The following is a 17229-nucleotide window of genomic DNA, read 5'->3' on the forward strand; positions in this document are numbered from 1 at the left end:
TGAGTATTATGTTACTGACTTCGTCAGTTCTATCTACAACCTCAAAGCAGTGCTTTGAGCAGCCTGCGGCTAGTTTCCTAGTTTGCTCTTTGATTTTCATTGAGTATAAGAAAAAATCAGTCCCCTAAAGGAGTAGATTATGAAGTTATTGTCTATCGCCATTCCTAGCTATAATGCCGCAGCCTATCTTCATTACTGCGTGGAGTCGCTAGTGATTGGTGGTGAGCAAGTTGAGATTTTGATTATCAATGATGGGTCTCAGGACCCGACTCAGGAAATCGCTGAGCGTTTAGCCAGCAAGTATCCTAACATCGTTAGAGCTATCTATCAGGAAAATAAGGGCCATGGGGGTGCCGTCAATTGCGGCTTAGCGGAGGCTTCTGGTCGTTATTTTAAAGTAGTTGATAGTGATGACTGGGTAGATCCTCGTGCCTATTTAAAAATTCTTGAAACCTTGCAGGAACTAGAGAGTGAGGGGCAGGAAGTTGATGCCTTTGTGACCAATTTTGTCTATGAAAAGGAAGGTCAGTCTCGTAAGAAGAGTATGAGTTATGAGTCAGTCTTGCCTGTCCAACAGATTTTTGGCTGGGATCAGGTCGGAAATTTCTCAAAAGGCCAGTATATCATGATGCACTCGCTGATTTACCGGACAGATTTGTTGCGAGCGAGCCAGTTCCAACTGCCTGAGCATACTTTTTATGTCGATAATCTCTTTGTCTTTACCCCCCTTCAGCAGGTCAAGACCATGTACTATCTGCCTGTCGATTTCTATCGTTATTTGATTGGGCGTGAGGACCAGTCTGTCAATGAGCAAGTGATGATTAAGCGCATTGACCAGCAACTCAAGGTAAATCGACTCTTGGTAGACCAGCTTGATTTATCTAAAGTAAGTCACCCAAAAATGCGAGAGTATCTGCTGAATCATATTGAAATCACGACGGTGATTTCTAGTGCCTTGCTCAATCGAGCAGGCACAGCAGAGCATCTGGCAAAAAAACGGGAGCTGTGGACCTATATTCAGCAGGAAAATCCAGAGGTCTTTCAGGCTATCCGTAAGACTATGTTGAGCCGTTTGACCAAACATTCAGTCTTGCCAGCTCGCAAACTTTCCAATGTCGTCTATCAAATCACCAAGTCTGTTTATGGATTCAATTAATATAAGTATTTTATAAGAGGGATTTAAGGAAAATTTTAACTTTTTCTTAATCCTTTTTAATTTTAGGAGATTATACTAGAGTCATCAAATAAAGAAAAACTCTAAGGAGAATCCTATGAAATTCAATCCAAATCAAAGATATACTCGTTGGTCTATCCGCCGTCTTAGCGTCGGTGTTGCCTCAGTTGTTGTAGCCAGTGGCTTTTTTGTCCTAGTTGGTCAGCCAAGCTCTGTACGTGCCGATGTGGTCAATCCGACCCCTGCCCAAGTCGTGCCAGATGCTACTTCGGTGAGTGAAAAGAGTGACTTACCAGTAGAACTTCTCAAAGAAGCAGTCGATACAGCTCTTCCTTCAGAACAGGTAGACTCAACACCTAAAGCAAGCTTGGATGCTACAAGCTCTCCAGAAAAAGTGAATGTAGCTGCTAAAGACCAAGTAGTAGCACCAAAAGAAGAAGTGCAAGCAAAACCAGAGTCTAAGAAAGAAACAGAAGATGCGGTTAAACCTGCGACAAATCCTGCTCCTGCAGTTACTGGACAAGACCGTGAAGCAAATGAAGCTCAACCAGCAACCACTCCAGCCGAAGTTCAAAAAGGTGTGGCTGACAATACCAAAGACACAGTAGACGTTCCAGCTGCATATTTGGACAAAGCCAACTTCCCTGGTCCATTTACAGCCGGTGTCAACCAAGTCATTCCATACGAACTCTTCGCTGGTGACGGTATGTTGACTCGCCTTATCTTGAAAGCTTCTGACAAGGCTCCATGGTCAGATAACGGTTCAGCTAAAAACCCAGCTCTCCCACCAGTAGAAAACTTGGGCAAAGGCCTCTACTTCTACGAAGTGGACTTGGCAGGCACTCAAGGCAAATCAGATAAAGAGCTTCTTGACCTCTTGAAACAAAATGGCACTCAAAGTTACAAGGCAACTATCAAAGTGTACGGTGCTAAAGATGGCAAGGCCGATTTGACAAATCTCGTAGCGACTAAGAATTTAGATGTCAATTTGAATGGTTTAACTACCCCAGCTGAAGTTCAAAAAGGTGTAGCCGATAATACTAAAGACACAGTTGATGTTCCAGCAACTTACTTGGACAAGGCCGATTTCCCAGGTCCATTTACAGCTGGCGTCAACCAAGTCATTCCATATGAATTCTTCGCCGGTGACGGTATGTTGACTCGTCTGATCTTGAAAGCATCTGACAAGGCCCCATGGTCAGATAATGGTTCAGCTAAAAATCCTGCTCTCCCACCAGTAGAAAACTTGGGCAAAGGACTCTATTTCTATGAAGTAGATTTGGCCGGTACTCAAGGTAAATCTGACAAAGACCTTCTTGACCTCTTGAAACAAAACGGCACTCAAAGCTATAAAGCTACTATTAAAGTGTATGGTGCGAAAGATGGCAAGGCAGATTTGAGCAATCTCGTAGCGACTAAAGATTTGACAGTAAACTTGAATGGATATCAGTCTCTTATTCCGATGCAATCAGGCTTCGTCCCATCTTCTAATGGTTCAGCTATGCCGGCTCCAATGATGAATAGTCATCAAGATGCGTCTAAGATGAACGCTCAAATGCCAAGTGTCAATCAAGATGAGATGAAACCTCAAATGCCAGCTACTAGCCAGGATAAGATGATGCCTAACAAAGAGCAGGATAAAACCATGGATGCTAGCCAGCCAATGGCAACATCAAGCATGAAACAAGACCAAGCTCCAGCAGCCTCAAGCAAAATGTCTGATGAAGGCAAAATGGCAGCTAATAACAAGGCGTCAAGTCCAATGATGGCTGATCAAATGAAAGAGCAAAAAGACATGCTTCCATATACTGGTGAAGCTCAAACATCAATGGCTACTATTGGATTCTTTGGACTCGCCTTGGCTGGACTGCTAGGTGGCCTCGGTTTGAAAGCTAAAAAAGAGGAAAATGACTAGTCTAACTGCAGACTTTCTATCTAGGATTTGAAAAATCCAGATATCGTTTAGAATGTTCGTAAAGTGATTAAAATAGTGTTATACTATTGTGGTATAGCACTGTTTTTTTCAAAGGAGAGACAGATGGGAAAGACAATTTTACTCGTTGACGACGAGGTAGAAATCACAGATATTCATCAACGCTATCTGGTTCAAGCAGGGTATCAGATTTTGGTGGCTCATGATGGAGTAGAGGCATTAGAAATCTTCAAGCGAAAACCAATTGATTTGATTATTACAGATATCATGATGCCTCGGATGGATGGTTATGATTTGATTAGCGAAGTCCAGTATCAATCTCCGGATCAGCCTTTTCTCTTTATCACGGCTAAGACTAGCGAGCAGGACAAGATTTATGGCCTGAGCTTAGGGGCAGATGACTTTATTGCCAAGCCCTTTAGCCCTCGTGAACTGGTTTTGCGTGTCCACAATATCTTGCGTCGCCTTCATCGTGGAGGTGAGACAGAAGTCGTCAGTCTCGGGGATTTACGAATGAATCACGGTAGTCATGAGGTCCAAGTCGGAGATGTGGGGCTTGATTTGACCGTCAAATCCTTCGAACTTCTATGGCTTTTAGCCAGCAACCCAGAGCGCGTTTTCTCTAAGACAGATCTCTATGAAAAGGTCTGGCAAGAAGATTATGTGGATGATACCAATACCTTGAATGTTCATATTCATGCTCTTCGACAGGAGTTGGCTAAACATGCTAGTGCAGAAACGCCCACCATCAAAACCGTCTGGGGCTTGGGCTACAAAATTGAGAAAGCACGAGGTAGTTAATGAAATTAAAAAGTTATATTTTAGTGGGGTATATCATTTCAACACTCCTAACAATTATCGTGGTTTTTTGGGCTATCCAGCGCATGTTAATTGAGCAAAGAGAAATTTATTTCCTGATTGGCATGACTTTAATCGCAAGTTTTGTCGGTGCTGGGATTAGTCTCTTTCTCCTATCGCCTGTCTTTACATCATTGGCTAAACTTAAGGAACATGCCAAGCGGGTAGCGGACAAGGACTTTCCTTCAAGTCTGGAGGTTCAAGGTCCTATGGAATTTCAGCAGTTAGGCCAAGCCTTCAATGAAATGTCCCATGATTTGCAGGCAACCTTCAATTCCTTGGAAGAAAGCGAACGAGAAAAGGGCTTAATGATTGCCCAGCTATCGCATGATATCAAGACTCCCATCACTTCGATTCAAGCGACGGTAGAAGGGATTTTGGATGGGGTTATCAAGGAAGGAGAACAGGACCATTATCTAGCAACCATTGGGCGTCAGACGGAAAGACTCAATAAACTGGTTGAGGAGTTGAATTTTTTGACCCTAAACACAGCTAGAAATCAGGCGGAGACGACTAGCAAAGACAGCATTTTTCTGGATCAGCTTTTGATTGAGTGCATGAGTGAATTTCAGTTCTTGATTGAGCAGGAGGAGCGAGATGTCCACTTGCAGGTGATTCCAGAGTCTGCCCGGATTGAAGGAGATTATGCCAAGCTTTCTCGCATCTTGGTGAATCTGATCAATAACGCATTTAAATACTCGGCTCCAGGGACCAAGCTGGAAGTGGTGGCTAAGCTGGAAAATAACCAGCTTTCAATCAGTGTGACCGATGAGGGACAGGGGATTGCCCCAGAGGATTTGGAGAATATTTTCAAACGCCTTTATCGTGTAGAGACTTCGCGTAACATGAAAACAGGTGGTCATGGCTTAGGTCTTGCGATTGCGCGTGAATTGGCCCATCAATTGGGTGGGGAAATCACAGTCAGTAGCCAGTACGGCATCGGAAGCACCTTTACCCTCCTTCTCAATCTCTCTGGCAATGAAAATAAAGCTTAAAACCCCTTTACAAATCTAGCCATTCATGGTAGAATGGATTTTGTGCGAAATATCAGCAGGAAAGCATGAAGCTCGTCAACAGGTGTCTTATGATAAGTAACCTTGGCTGTTTAGGCGAAGGGCATCTGCACGAATCAGGGCTTTCTAAGTGACTATTTCCACCGAAATATTATTTATATCAGGAGGACATTCACATGTCACGTTATACAGGACCATCTTGGAAACAAGCTCGTCGCCTTGGCCTTTCACTTACAGGTACAGGTAAAGAATTGGCACGTCGTAACTATGTACCAGGACAACACGGACCAAACAACCGTTCTAAATTGTCAGAATACGGTTTGCAATTGGCTGAAAAACAAAAACTTCGTTTCACTTACGGTGTAGGTGAAAAACAATTCCGTAACTTGTTCGTACAAGCTACAAAAATCAAAGGCGGAATCCTAGGTTTCAACTTCATGCTTCTTTTGGAACGTCGTTTGGATAACGTTGTTTACCGTCTTGGTCTTGCGACTACTCGTCGTCAAGCTCGTCAATTCGTAAACCACGGTCACATCCTTGTTGACGGAAAACGCGTTGATATCCCATCATACCGCGTAACTCCAGGTCAAGTGATCTCAGTTCGTGAAAAATCATTGAAAGTTCCAGCTATCCTTGAAGCAGTAGAAGCTACTCTTGGACGTCCAGCATTCGTATCATTCGACGCTGAAAAATTGGAAGGTTCATTGACTCGCTTGCCAGAACGCGACGAAATCAACCCAGAAATCAACGAAGCACTTGTCGTTGAATTCTACAACAAGATGTTGTAATATTTTATTGAATAAGATAGGCTTTGAAGCCTTGATATTAAGCACTTTGGGGCGCGTTCCCTTAGTGCTTTTTGATTTCTCTTAGTATCCAGCTATAATCGTCTATACGCAACTAGACCGATATAGTTCAAAGTGATATAATAGTCTAAAGGAGGTGCTACCATGAATGTTTTAGAAAAAAACACACAGGTAAACTTTAAGACTAACAGAGACTTGTTAGAGAAGGCTAAAGCTATTATCACAGCGCAAAATCTTGATATGACAGCCAGTTTTAACTTGTTTTTAGAACACATTGTAGAAAATGAAGCCTTGCCATTTGAAACTCAAGTAGACAAAGAAAGAGAAGAACTTCTATCAGGGTTGCGTGCTGAAATTGCCCGTAGCTTTGAAGATTTAGAACATGGAAGAACTTACAGCCTTGATGAAGTGAGGGCTAACCTTGGAATTTAATGAGAACGAATATAGCCTTATTATCTCCGAAACAGTACAAGAACAGCTGAGAGGTATTAAAGACTATATCTCAGCTAACTATTTTTCAAAGCAGGCAGGAGCAAATACAGTTAAAAATATTCTTTACGGATTGGCGCGTCTTGAGATCTTCCCAGAAGCGGGATTTGATGCTGACGAAAGAGTAGGAGATATTATATATCCACCTCACAAAACTCGATGCATCATTTTAGGCGATTACCTAGCCTTCTATCATATTATAGAGGACAGAAAAGCTGTCTTTATATCAGATATTATTCATAGCAAACAGGACTACATCCGCTTGTTTAAGAAAAAATAGCGCCTCATGAAGGCGTTTTTGTTTGGGGATGACACGATAATGATGATATAATGTTTTGGCCCCCTCAATTCAAGGAAGGGAGGTGTTACATATGTTAGAAACTTTACTCACAGTGTTTCTAGCTCCGTTACTTATTAACGTGTTATCTGAGCTTTTCAAGTTATGGCTTAAGAAACGTAAAAAGTAATGGTTAACCCTTTTAGAGGGTAGCAAAAAACCCCATCGGTGGCACGATGGGGCTTTTTTAGTTACATATGCTGTAACTTTACTCACATTGTAAGTTCATTCTAACATATAACCCCCGATATTTCAAGCTTTTGTTTTGATATTTCCTCAGAGCTTATTCAGCAATCTTAAAGCACTGAATTTTGTGGTTTGAGTCCGCTCCACTGAAATCAGAACACACGCTACTAGCCTCCATTCTACAGCAAAGAAATCAACTCTTTTCTAGGGGATTTCCGCCCTCATTTTGCTCTTTTGTGCTAAAATAGACTTATAAATTGAAAATAAGGAATGTTTATGAAATCGGGTAATGGTTTTTGGAAAGGATGTCTCTATTTTTGGGGCTTCTTGTTCTTGTTGGGACTCTTGGTTCAATATGCTCTTCCGCTTGCTGCTTGTGTCCTACTGGGTTATGGCGGTTACCGTCTCTACAAGCGTTGGCGTTATCCTCTTTTGCAGGATCGTTCTCTCGATGATCGGATTGAGCTTTTAAAAGCTAGGATTCGCCAGGCGGACAAAGATATTCAGCAACTAGAGGGAACTTTAGTAGAAAAAGGCTCAGAGTCCTATAAGAGTTTGGCCAATCAAGTATTAATCGAACTGCGGGAAATCCATCAGGAGGCGGATCGTCTCAAGTCCTATATTGATGATGATGTCTACAACCGTATTGACAAAAAGGTTCGTACAGTAAGGGCAAACATCGATGTTCAGCTAGAACGTTTGGATAGAGAAAGTCAGGTAGATCTTGAGAATGCAGAGCCAGAGGAATTAGCTCCAGAATTGTCCCAGACCTTGGACAATATTGCCATTGACCATCAGGCTATTTTAGACAAGATTGCTACCTCTGCTGAAGGGGATAAGGAAGAATTGACTGCCATTCATAGTTTGAAGATGGAGAAATTCCAAACGATTTTAGAAGGCTATTTAAAGATTAAGGCTAATCCGAAGAACTATAATCGAGCAGAAGAACGCTTAGAGCAAGCTAAAGCAGCCATCGAACAATTTGACCTTGAGCTGGACCAAGTCTTGAGAGAACTCAATGAAACAGATATGCGTGATTTTGATATCAGTCTACGTATCCTCGAAAAAGATCGCAAAGAATAGGTTAGAAATAAAGGAGTAACCATGACAGAATTTAATTTTGATATTGACCAGATTGCCAATAATACGGTAGCTAAGGTGGATAAAACAACCCAAATCATCGAGACCAATACTGGCTCGGACAAGACCTTGACCTTCCTTGAAAAGCTGAGCCCTGAGCAGCAAGAAGGAATCAAGGCGCACGTGCCCCAGTTAGTAGACCAGTTTGTCACAAATCAAAATGCTCTTTTGGATTTTGGACAATCTGCTGTCGAAGGTGTGAACAATACGGTCAATCGTATCTTGTCAGAACAAAAGAAACTGCAGATTCCCCAAGTGGATGATCTACTCAAGAATACCAACCGTGAGTTGCAAGGCTTTGTAGTCAAATACAAGAACGCTGAAATTGCTGAGCTAGAAGAGAAACCAAACTTTTTGCAACGATTGTTTAACAAGAGCAAGAATACGCTACAGGAATTTTACTTTGACTCAAAAACAGTGGAGCAAAAGCTCGATGGTATGGCTGCCGCAGTGGTCAAGCAAGAAGATATGCTAGCTCGAAATATCGTCTCTGCTGAGATGTTGATTGAGGACAATACCAAATCTATTGAAAATCTAGTGGGAGTGATTTCCTTTATCGAAGCCAGCCAGACAGAAGCTGGCAATCGCGCTGCAGAACTGAAAGCTCAAGTTGACCAACTCGATACAAGTACGGTAGAATACCAGACTAAATCACAAGAATTGGCCCGCATGGCTGAAGTGGTCAATACCCTCGAACAACAGCACACCGAGTATGTCAGCCGTCTCTATGTGGCCTGGGCAACAACACCTCAGATGCGCAATCTTGTGAAGGTTTCCTCAGATATGCGCCAAAAATTGGGCATGCTTCGTCGCAATACCATCCCGACAATGAAGCTTTCTATTGCCCAACTTGGTATTTTGCAACAATCCATGAAATCAGGTGTCGTGGCGGATGCCATTGTCAATGCCAATAATGCTGCATTACAGATGCTGGCTGAAACCAGCAAGGAAGTGATTCCGCAGATGGAACGAATTGCCCAAAGTCCGACAGTCGCTGTCGAATCGGTTACTAAGCTGGCTGAAAGTTTGGTCGCTCAAAACCAAGGTATCGTTGCAGCCATTGAATTGGGACGCCAGAAACGTGCCCAACTAGAAACAACCATCGTCAAGTCCGCAGAAATGATCAACGATTCTGTCAAACTACGCGATGAGAAAATCGTCCAAGCCCTTCTAGACCAAGGCAAGGCCGCTCAGAAAGAAGTACAAGAATAATACACAAGTCCCTTGTAAGTATAGCTTGCAGGGGATTTTTCTTGTTTTAGTAGAAGTTTGAAGGTCAGGGAATTATTACTACAAGGATGTCTTCTTTATCGATGCCTCAAAAGAGTTTGAAAAAGGGAAAAATCAAAACAATATGACCGAAGACCATATTGCCAAGATTTTGGAGACCTATCAAAAACATGAGAATGTCGAGAAGTTTGCCCATCTAGCCAGCTTTGAAGAGATTGTCGAAAATGACTACAACCTCAACATTCCACGCTATGTTGATACCTTTGAGGAAGAACCCGTTGTTCCCCTAGCCGACCTCGCAGCCCAACTCGCAGAGATTGATAAAGAGATTAGTCAAGTCGAAGCCAGACTCGCACACATGCGCAGCCAACTAGTAGGCACAACACCAGAAGCCCAAGCAGAATTAACAGCCTATCTCGAAAAATTGAATGAGATTTAGAGACTTGTGAGAATACTCTGCTAAAAATTTAGAAAAATAAAATGACAGTAGAAAATCTATTGTCATTTTTTGTTATTGGTGACTACAACAAAGTTCATCCTTAAATGTTTGAAAGTTTACTTCTTTCTTCAATATCATTTTTAATACATTCTTCCAATACCTTTGCATCAACATAGATTACATTCCCAATCATTTTTGCAGGAATATTCATAGACAGTACTTGTAAAGAATATTTTTTAACGAGTGGTTCAAGTTTTGAGCCGTTTATATTGTTGTTAATGGCAGGGAAAATGATATCTTCCCATGAAAATGTGTAGTTATAGATTGTCTTGTTAAATCCAAGCTCTCTGACTTTAACCATATCATGTATGCGAATGAGTTTTACCAGTATATTAATACCATCAATATTCTTAGCTTTATAATTTTCACGTAAGTTTTTAAAAGAAGCATAGTTCTTGAAGGTAAGATAAGCTAGTAGAATAATTAAGATTAAAGGGACAATGCCTTTAGACGTTAGCAAGTCACTTATAGCTGTCAACTTAAAGCTAAGTATAAAGTTGATAACAACTGCGTACAAAATAGCTAGTAGTGGCAATTTTACAAATAAAAAAGATTTGTATTTTATGGAAGTAATGGTATTGTTTTCTTTAAATTTTATTTTCATAAATGTTTCTCCTTAAATATTATCAGTTGAAAGAATATAGAGAAAGACTATGTAATGTTAGTTTTATAATAAAACACCCCATCAAGAACTGCATCCTAAAAGTTAGACAGGAAAAATCTAACTTTTGGGGTGCAGTTCAAGTTGAGCCTGCGTTTTGAATTCCACAAATTTTAGAAAAGACTACGCTATTTCAAAAATTTTTAGGAGTGAGAATTAAATATTTAATATTTAGTCATGAAATCTCCAAGACTTTTGATTTGTTGTTTAATAATGTGATATTGTTCAGTTGAACTTTTAGGGAGAACATATCTTGTAGACCGTCCCTTACCTTCTATCTCAATATACTTTTTATTTTGTAGGGATTTCAAATTTTCTCTAAATTTATACTCAGTCATTAGAGAATTTTCAAGGATATCATTTTTAGTAATGCTACCATTTTTAATGATATATTCAAGTATAATCTTTTCACTATCTGATGTATCTGCATAGGAAGACAGTAAATCTACTTTCCAGATTGTAACAATAGTACTATCAAAAGTTGTACTTACTTCAGGAATTTTTAGTTTATATTTTTCGGAAATGTCAAAAATTTTCGGTCCACCTGACCCAGCTTTTTCTGACATCCCAATTCTACGGAATAATGAAGAGATTGTACTATTTCGCGTTTTGGAAGTTCCACCATGTATAAATTCGGGAATAGAAATTTTCATCTTACCTGGATTTTTAAATTCATAGAGGTCTTGGTATGCTGTAATAACTATAGGTGAATCAAAATCATAGTAAGCATGCATTAAGCAGTTCACTAAAGCCTCACGTATAGATTCAGATAGGTCTTTCTTGAATGGTAAACGATGAGCAGATTCGTTACTGAGTTCAAATCTATCATTTGTTGTAGTGGTTAATTTATTATATGCTAAATTGAAAAAGTCAAACATGTTCAAATCAGGGTACATCATATCACCTGTTGAAATTCTATCGTTCCACCTAGTTGACAGAGATGTATCTTTTTCAAAATAGTCTAATTGGAATTTGGGATAACGAGAAATGATAGAATTATACTTTCCAAAGAATATCAGTCCTCCTGCGGTTAATTTATATATATTATCTGTCCTGTCTTTTTTAAATACACCAATTTCGATTAGAAAATCTCTCAAAGAAATGCTATTGTATTTTGTTTTACCAGTAAGTTCAATTAATAATTGCTTATAATGTTCTATTGTATCTAAATTTAGGTCATTTTCGTCAAAATTATTAAGTAACTCACTATCAATATCATCATGTGAACTAGTCATCAGATATTTAAGTTCTTCTTTATCAAGTCGAACATCGCCTTCACCTAATCTTTTATATGACTCACGATAATCATTTTTAAGATGAACGGGTTTTTGGTCAGGATTCGCTTCTCTTACAGTGATTACAATAAGCTGTTTAATTTTGTTTGGGATATTAACGTATTCGATATCGTTGTCGGTAAGTAGATTACAACTGACTTTTTGTTTGTTTGCGACTAAAGCGAATAGATTATCTCGTATTTTTTGAGGATTATTAACACCTTGATAGGGATCAATATTTTTTTCGTCTATCCCGAGAATTATTTTTCTGCCATTTGTATTTGCAAATGCTGAGTAGGTTTCCCAGAAGGACTCTGGAAGATTGTTTTTAGCTTTTTTATATTCTAAATCAACCCCTTCAAATTTTAAGTCCATATTTTTCCTTTCTAAAATATAACGTTACTTAAATTTGTTTTTAAATGATTGTCACGCGAAAAAGCAAATTTTACAGGAGATTAAAATCCTTGATTTCATCGTATTTCTGAGACTTTATCTTAAACAGTTACGCGAAAATCACGCGAAAATCACGCGAAAATCACGCGAATATTGTTCATCAAAATTCAGTTAAAGAATTTTAGAATAGATAGATTTAATAAAAAATTCTTTGATGAGATGTTTAAACCCCTATGCATGAATTTGTAATCTACCCCATTATAACACAACGATAAGAAAAATAGATGGTGGAGCGAGAATATAAAAAGAGAAACCTCATAATGAAGTTCCTCTTGCTTCTAATTGTCCGAATCAATATTTTTATTTCAAAAAAGGTAGTGATTCGGTTGATTTTCCTTGCAATATACTGAAATTAACAAAAAGAAAAAACGCTGATCAAGCGTTTTTATTCTGTATTAATTCGTATTGAATGCTTACTTAACTTCTGTAAAGGTTGTGAATGTTATTTTAGCACCCTTTAAACGCCATCATATCAACGTTTATAGTTTGTTCTATAGAAAATGTAGTCATAAATGTAGTCATTTTGCTATGCTGTCAATTTTGCAATTTCTTTGAGGTAAATTTCAACTGCTTCTGCTTTCTTTTTCGGTGCCAATTCAGCATAAGTATCCATTGTTGTTTTAATCGACTTATGTCCCATTCGTATCTGGAGCTCTTTCCAGTTAGCACCAGCATTTAGCATCAAAGAAGCATGTGTATGACGGAAAAGGTGGAATCCATAGTTTGGTAGTCCTAATTCAGTCAAACGCTTTTTTAGCGTTGCACGTTCATTTCTGTCACACATATAGTTCCCGTAAATTGTCGGGAAAATTAGATCCACAGTTGGTAAATCATGACTCATAAAGTAATCACTCATCTCAGCATGAAAAGCTCTCAAGTCCTCTAAGACTTGCCTAGGGACTGCAACTCTTCTGTTACCAGAATCAGTTTTGGCACTGTTCTTACAAATAATCTCACCCTTAATCCCAAGCTTCTTATTTCCAGCTTTCCACATCAGCGTCTTGTTAACGATGATTTCATTAGAATCAAAATCAAGATCATGAATTGATAAAGCAAGAAGCTCATTGATTCGAAGCGCAGAAGCTAATAGTGTATCACAGATAACTTTGAATCTTCGATTTGCTCGAGTAACAGGAAGAGTATCAAGATAGTTTAGCCAAGTAGCCAAGTCTTCTCCATGCAATACCATAATTCTCTCCTTTACCACCTTTGGTTTTGGAGGGATTTTTACTGTCCGAGCTGGATTATGAGAAAGTTCGAAATTCGTGATCCCATAATCGAAAATATCACTAAGCTTATAGATAACTGCACCGAAATCTTTTGCGTGTCCCTTTTTGGATTTTTTAACACCTGATTCAACAGACTTTTTAGATTGTTGAGCTAATTTATTAACCCAAATCTGAATATCTGCAGATTTTATCTCTTCAGGTCTATATTCTCCAAACTTCGGGATGATATAGGTATCAAGATAGCTTCGAACTCGGTTGATCGTATTCTGAGAAGTCACCCAAGTTACAAAACTAACAAACCAGGCTTCAGCTAACTCCTCGAAATTATTAATCAACAAGGTCTCTTTTAGAGTTGACCCCTTCGCTTCAAATTCAATCCGAGCTTGAATGATTTTCCTATCAAGACTTTTTAGAGTTTTAGCAGTTATAGATGATGTAACTTTTTTACCAGTTTTAACATCTACACCAATATATACACCACGTTGCGTATAGCTAATAGTTCCGTTACTCTTGGTAGTTTTAATGACTTTTCGATTGTTGTGAATGATAGTTTCTTTCTCCATAGTAGCCTTTCACGTTCGGATATATAAAAGGCTAAAATAACAACCTCACATATTTCATGTGATATTACTATTTTAGCACATTTTTTAGAATTAAGGAGTTAAATAGGTCAGCACATCCTCCATTCTATAGTAGACAGTTCGAGTACCCTCAATCGGTGGTTCTAGACGCTTTAGCCCTGTTTTCTCCCACGATTTTAATGTGTTTGGTGAAATCTTAAGTATCGAAAGCAGCTCTTTCTGAGTAAGTATACTTGCATTCTTTTGAGTATTTTCTTGTTTCTGCATCAAAGCAAGCAAACAATTCAAAATCTGTTCGATTTGATTCAATTTTATAAGTTCATTATTCGTCATTCTTCACTCTCCTTTTTATGACTTGAGTGTCTACGTGAATCGAGATATTTTGCGAAGAAATATGTTTTATTAATGATTATATTTAAAAGCAAAGGATTCTCAACTCGTGCATATCTAACAAGATTGTTAAACTCAATAAAGTTGTGTTCTTCGATGATATCAATCACAGTTGAAAGAAATTGATCGTTATTATTAGTAATTAGAAATTGATCTAATTCAAAACCACAACCTGACTCTATTTCGTCGATATTGTAGAGTGTTTTATCAGGATTTTCAGCATGTATAAAATAATCGTACATACCTTTTGGAGACATGACTATCTCTACATGCGAAGGTGTGTTAAGCTTTTCAGTTAGTAACGCTGATACCTGAGTATAGCTTTTAAGTGATTCGAAAAATAGGACCCCGTGTTTGTGTGCTTTTTTAAATTCTCCAGTTTCTTTATTAACATCCTTATCGTGCCAAGGACTCAAGACAAATGGAATATGCATTTCTTCAAGGACGTCTAAATAATTTTCCGGCGCGCTTTCTTGATAAATCAGGAATGCCCACTTATTCGAACGTTTATCTTTAGCCATGAATACCTCCCTTCAAATAGCATTTTCAAATTGTTTGCAATTCATGTGATTATTGATTACTGATACACTGGGGGTCGTAGTAGCCCCAGTGTATCTGCCAATTAGATTTCATGACAAGGCAGTACTTCTGGTCTTCACTACGTGAACCAAGCACTGCCAGTTTATTATCTTTTTGTAGATTTAAACCAGAGCTTATTACCTCTCCTATTTGGTGCAGAAAAATAATAGTCTGGATTGCGACTAGAAATTTCTTCTTTGATATAGGCTTCCATATCTCTCAATAATTTCTGAGCCTGTTGCGTCTTTGGATACTTAATCACAATCGTCACAGAATCTTTTCTTACATCAACAACGCACTTAGATGTTGCTCTATTGAATTTTCTTAAAATAGGATTGAACCTTGTCACAGTAGAAGAGTTATCAATTGAAAAGGCTAGTTTAGAATTCTCATCTTGTCGTAAAAACTGTGCTAGTCGAATCGTTTGATAAGCAGATTTAAAGTAATTAGCGGGTTTATCATAAATAGCACGTAAAATCAACTCAATTGTGATTAGAAATAATGCGATTAATGGTAATAAAATTACTAGAATTTTTGTATAGTACTCACCTTTACTAGCCCATTGCTTCATCATCTCAAACAGATGAGATAAGTATGTGCTTTGTGCATTTGCCATCAAATCCTGTAGCAATCTAAGACCAATTGTCAAGCAAAGGAAAAACAAGCCATACATAAGTAGCGTTACTGTAATATTAAACGTTCTCTGAAAGAAATTCTTTTTGACATTCATAAAATACCTTTCTTAGTGTAGTAAGTTGGACATAGTAATGGTAAAACTTGATAAGGATGCTCATTATCAATGATTTGAATCAATCCTGTACCTTTCCCAACTGGTATGACAATTCCCTCTGGATCCAAATCTGGGAATAGAAATTGTGTTGTCTTCTTATTAATATTTCCGATTTGAATCAATACATTTAGTTGTTCTCGAACGGAAACCGGGATTGTGTTGTGATCAAAACGTTGACTAACTAATAGAAGATGAACTCGAGTCGCACGTCCAAGAAGCGCAACTTGAGATAAGAGCGAAAAGAAAGAATCCTTAATCGTTTTGTTAACACCTTCTGAAAGAGCCAAAACCTCATCTATAACAATGGTTAAATGCTTAAATTCTTCCTCAGAATTTTCATAGAGAATCTCTTGCCTTTCTTGAATGAGATTTAAACATGAGCTTAGATTTTCATTTATCTCTGAAACAAAATCAGACTTTGAACGATTACGTTTAGGGTGGATAACTGAAATACCATTTTCACGTGCCCACCTGGAAGGTGTATCAAATTTTGGATCGACAATGATTAAATCTGAGAAGTTTTTCAATAAACTCAGAAAGTAAGTCAGCGCGTAAGACTTTCCTGAACCACTATTTCCTGCGATTGCTATAGAAGTTACTTTGTTAAAATCTAGAGTTAGATTTTTCATTATTGGTACTGTGTTATTTTCTTGCTTCAAAACAAACTGTTCTAAATCTGAAATTACAAGCCTTTCAGAAATACCTTCTTTCCACGGGAAGAACAATCCTCTTTGAACGTGAATATCATCGGTTTCAAGAGCAAGAAAATATGCAGAATTCTGTTTAAGTACTGTATATCGTGGATAAAGAGCAGCATTAGCGATTAAAAAAATCTTCTGATAAAGATCATCATCAATGATGTAGCCAGCTGGCAATCGTGGAATAAATAGAAAACCATCTTTCATGATTTTGATATCAAAACTATTAGTATAACTAGTTTCTCCTTGCATGATGCTTCCAAGCCCCATATTCAGGGCTTGGAGCAAGTATTGAGCAAGTTCTTTAGTAGTCATTATTTGACCTCTTTGATGTTATTAGCTCGGAAATAAACATTGTACCCAACCTCGCAGGCTTCAAGATTGTCAAAATTAACAATTGCGAGATAAGACGGAAGTGCAACTTCAGATTCAAACTTCACCTGAAAAGGTGGCAACCCTTTTTGAGAAAACCAGGCTTTGTGCCCGATGATCTCTCCGGTAGGTTGACCATCTTCAAACTTAATCTGTGCTTCAAATTCAGTACTCAAGCAGTGGATTGCTTGTTTTTGATCGACATATTGTTTTGCAGTATTAGCTGAATAGCCATTTTTACGATTACGCGTTTTCATGTGATTTACCTCTTTTTAATTAATATAAAGTTATTGTCAAATATGAGCTCATTCATTCGACAGGACTATTATAGCTCAATTACTTTCAAATAAAATTATGATATTAGTTAAAAGAATGTATTAGTTCTAACGAGCTTAATAACGAAATAATTTATATTGACTAAAGTATAATTTTAACTAATATTATGTATAATTAAAATTAAAGCCAATATTATATAAAAAAAATTATTGATAAGCAGTTATCAAAATACAATCATACGTTATTTGCTCACAACTAAAG

Annotated in this window: 17 protein-coding genes and 1 pseudogene; 10 read left to right on the top strand and 8 right to left on the bottom strand. The window is 38.2% G+C overall.

Going from position 1 to position 17229, the window contains the following annotated elements; genetic code table 11:
* The first annotated feature begins 139 nt into the window (after positions 1–139).
* From QZ565_RS03330 to QZ565_RS03375, 10 genes and pseudogenes are all read left to right on the top strand, one after another.
* On the top strand, positions 140–1156 hold the full coding sequence (locus tag QZ565_RS03330) for a glycosyltransferase family 2 protein (RefSeq protein ID WP_084887340.1): 1017 nt from the start codon (positions 140–142) through the stop codon (positions 1154–1156).
* A 115-nt stretch (positions 1157–1271) separates the two neighbouring features.
* Positions 1272–3089 (top strand): fibronectin-binding SSURE repeat-containing protein, encoded by a 1818-nt coding sequence (locus QZ565_RS03335; protein WP_295525587.1) that lies wholly within the window; start codon positions 1272–1274, stop codon positions 3087–3089.
* Between the two features lie 123 nt (positions 3090–3212).
* Positions 3213–3908: a response regulator transcription factor gene (locus tag QZ565_RS03340; protein WP_261105145.1), complete on the top strand. Its 696-nt coding sequence runs from the start codon at positions 3213–3215 to the stop codon at positions 3906–3908.
* Positions 3908–4960 carry a HAMP domain-containing sensor histidine kinase gene (locus QZ565_RS03345; protein ID WP_295525593.1) on the top strand — a complete coding sequence of 351 codons (1053 nt, stop codon included), beginning with the start codon at positions 3908–3910 and terminating at the stop codon, positions 4958–4960. Before QZ565_RS03340 ends, QZ565_RS03345 begins: the two co-directional genes overlap by 1 nt.
* Positions 4961–5154: 194 nt before the next feature.
* Positions 5155–5766 carry a 30S ribosomal protein S4 gene (rpsD, locus tag QZ565_RS03350; RefSeq protein ID WP_000092756.1) on the top strand — a complete coding sequence of 204 codons (612 nt, stop codon included), beginning with the start codon at positions 5155–5157 and terminating at the stop codon, positions 5764–5766.
* A 162-nt stretch (positions 5767–5928) separates the two neighbouring features.
* On the top strand, positions 5929–6216 hold the full coding sequence (locus tag QZ565_RS03355) for a type II toxin-antitoxin system RelB/DinJ family antitoxin (RefSeq protein WP_261014516.1): 288 nt from the start codon (positions 5929–5931) through the stop codon (positions 6214–6216).
* Positions 6206–6553: a type II toxin-antitoxin system RelE/ParE family toxin gene (locus tag QZ565_RS03360; protein WP_261014518.1), complete on the top strand. Its 348-nt coding sequence runs from the start codon at positions 6206–6208 to the stop codon at positions 6551–6553. The genes QZ565_RS03355 and QZ565_RS03360 overlap by 11 nt, the downstream gene beginning before the upstream one ends.
* Before the next feature lie 519 nt (positions 6554–7072).
* Positions 7073–7879, top strand: a complete 807-nt coding sequence (locus QZ565_RS03365; protein ID WP_295525601.1) for a hypothetical protein — start codon at positions 7073–7075, stop codon at positions 7877–7879.
* Positions 7880–7900: 21 nt separating this feature from the next.
* Positions 7901–9148 (top strand): toxic anion resistance protein, encoded by a 1248-nt coding sequence (locus tag QZ565_RS03370; protein WP_295525604.1) that lies wholly within the window; start codon positions 7901–7903, stop codon positions 9146–9148.
* A gap of 40 nt (positions 9149–9188) precedes the next feature.
* Positions 9189–9605 (top strand): annotated as a pseudogene (locus tag QZ565_RS03375) (N-6 DNA methylase); the annotation flags it as partial.
* Between the two features lie 100 nt (positions 9606–9705).
* Here the strand turns inward: QZ565_RS03375 and QZ565_RS03380 are convergent.
* The 8 genes from QZ565_RS03380 to QZ565_RS03415 all read right to left on the bottom strand — a co-directional run bounded on the left by QZ565_RS03380 (position 9706) and on the right by QZ565_RS03415 (position 16949).
* A complete protein-coding gene (locus QZ565_RS03380) occupies positions 9706–10269 on the bottom strand; it encodes a hypothetical protein (protein ID WP_295525607.1) in 564 nt (187 codons plus the stop codon).
* A 221-nt stretch (positions 10270–10490) separates the two neighbouring features.
* Positions 10491–11975, bottom strand: coding sequence for an ATP-binding protein (locus QZ565_RS03385; protein ID WP_295525610.1), 1485 nt, complete (start codon positions 11973–11975; stop codon positions 10491–10493).
* A 604-nt stretch (positions 11976–12579) separates the two neighbouring features.
* Complete coding sequence (locus QZ565_RS03390) at positions 12580–13845, bottom strand: site-specific integrase (RefSeq protein ID WP_295525613.1); 1266 nt, start codon at positions 13843–13845, stop codon at positions 12580–12582.
* A gap of 90 nt (positions 13846–13935) precedes the next feature.
* Positions 13936–14196 carry a MerR family transcriptional regulator gene (locus tag QZ565_RS03395; protein WP_269795689.1) on the bottom strand — a complete coding sequence of 87 codons (261 nt, stop codon included), beginning with the start codon at positions 14194–14196 and terminating at the stop codon, positions 13936–13938.
* Positions 14193–14774: a replication protein gene (locus QZ565_RS03400; protein WP_295525617.1), complete on the bottom strand. Its 582-nt coding sequence runs from the start codon at positions 14772–14774 to the stop codon at positions 14193–14195. The genes QZ565_RS03395 and QZ565_RS03400 overlap by 4 nt, the downstream gene beginning before the upstream one ends.
* Positions 14775–14938: 164 nt before the next feature.
* The gene (locus QZ565_RS03405; protein WP_295525621.1) at positions 14939–15562 is read right to left on the bottom strand and encodes a hypothetical protein; all 624 of its coding nucleotides are present in this window, start codon (positions 15560–15562) and stop codon (positions 14939–14941) included.
* Positions 15559–16635, bottom strand: a complete 1077-nt coding sequence (locus tag QZ565_RS03410) for an ATP-binding cassette domain-containing protein (protein ID WP_295525624.1) — start codon at positions 16633–16635, stop codon at positions 15559–15561. The genes QZ565_RS03405 and QZ565_RS03410 overlap by 4 nt, the downstream gene beginning before the upstream one ends.
* The gene (locus QZ565_RS03415; protein ID WP_295525627.1) at positions 16635–16949 is read right to left on the bottom strand and encodes a hypothetical protein; all 315 of its coding nucleotides are present in this window, start codon (positions 16947–16949) and stop codon (positions 16635–16637) included. Before QZ565_RS03415 ends, QZ565_RS03410 begins: the two co-directional genes overlap by 1 nt.
* Positions 16950–17229 lie beyond the last annotated feature (280 nt).

This window comes from uncultured Streptococcus sp., from assembly GCF_915066115.1.
Lineage (GTDB): Bacteria > Bacillota > Bacilli > Lactobacillales > Streptococcaceae > Streptococcus.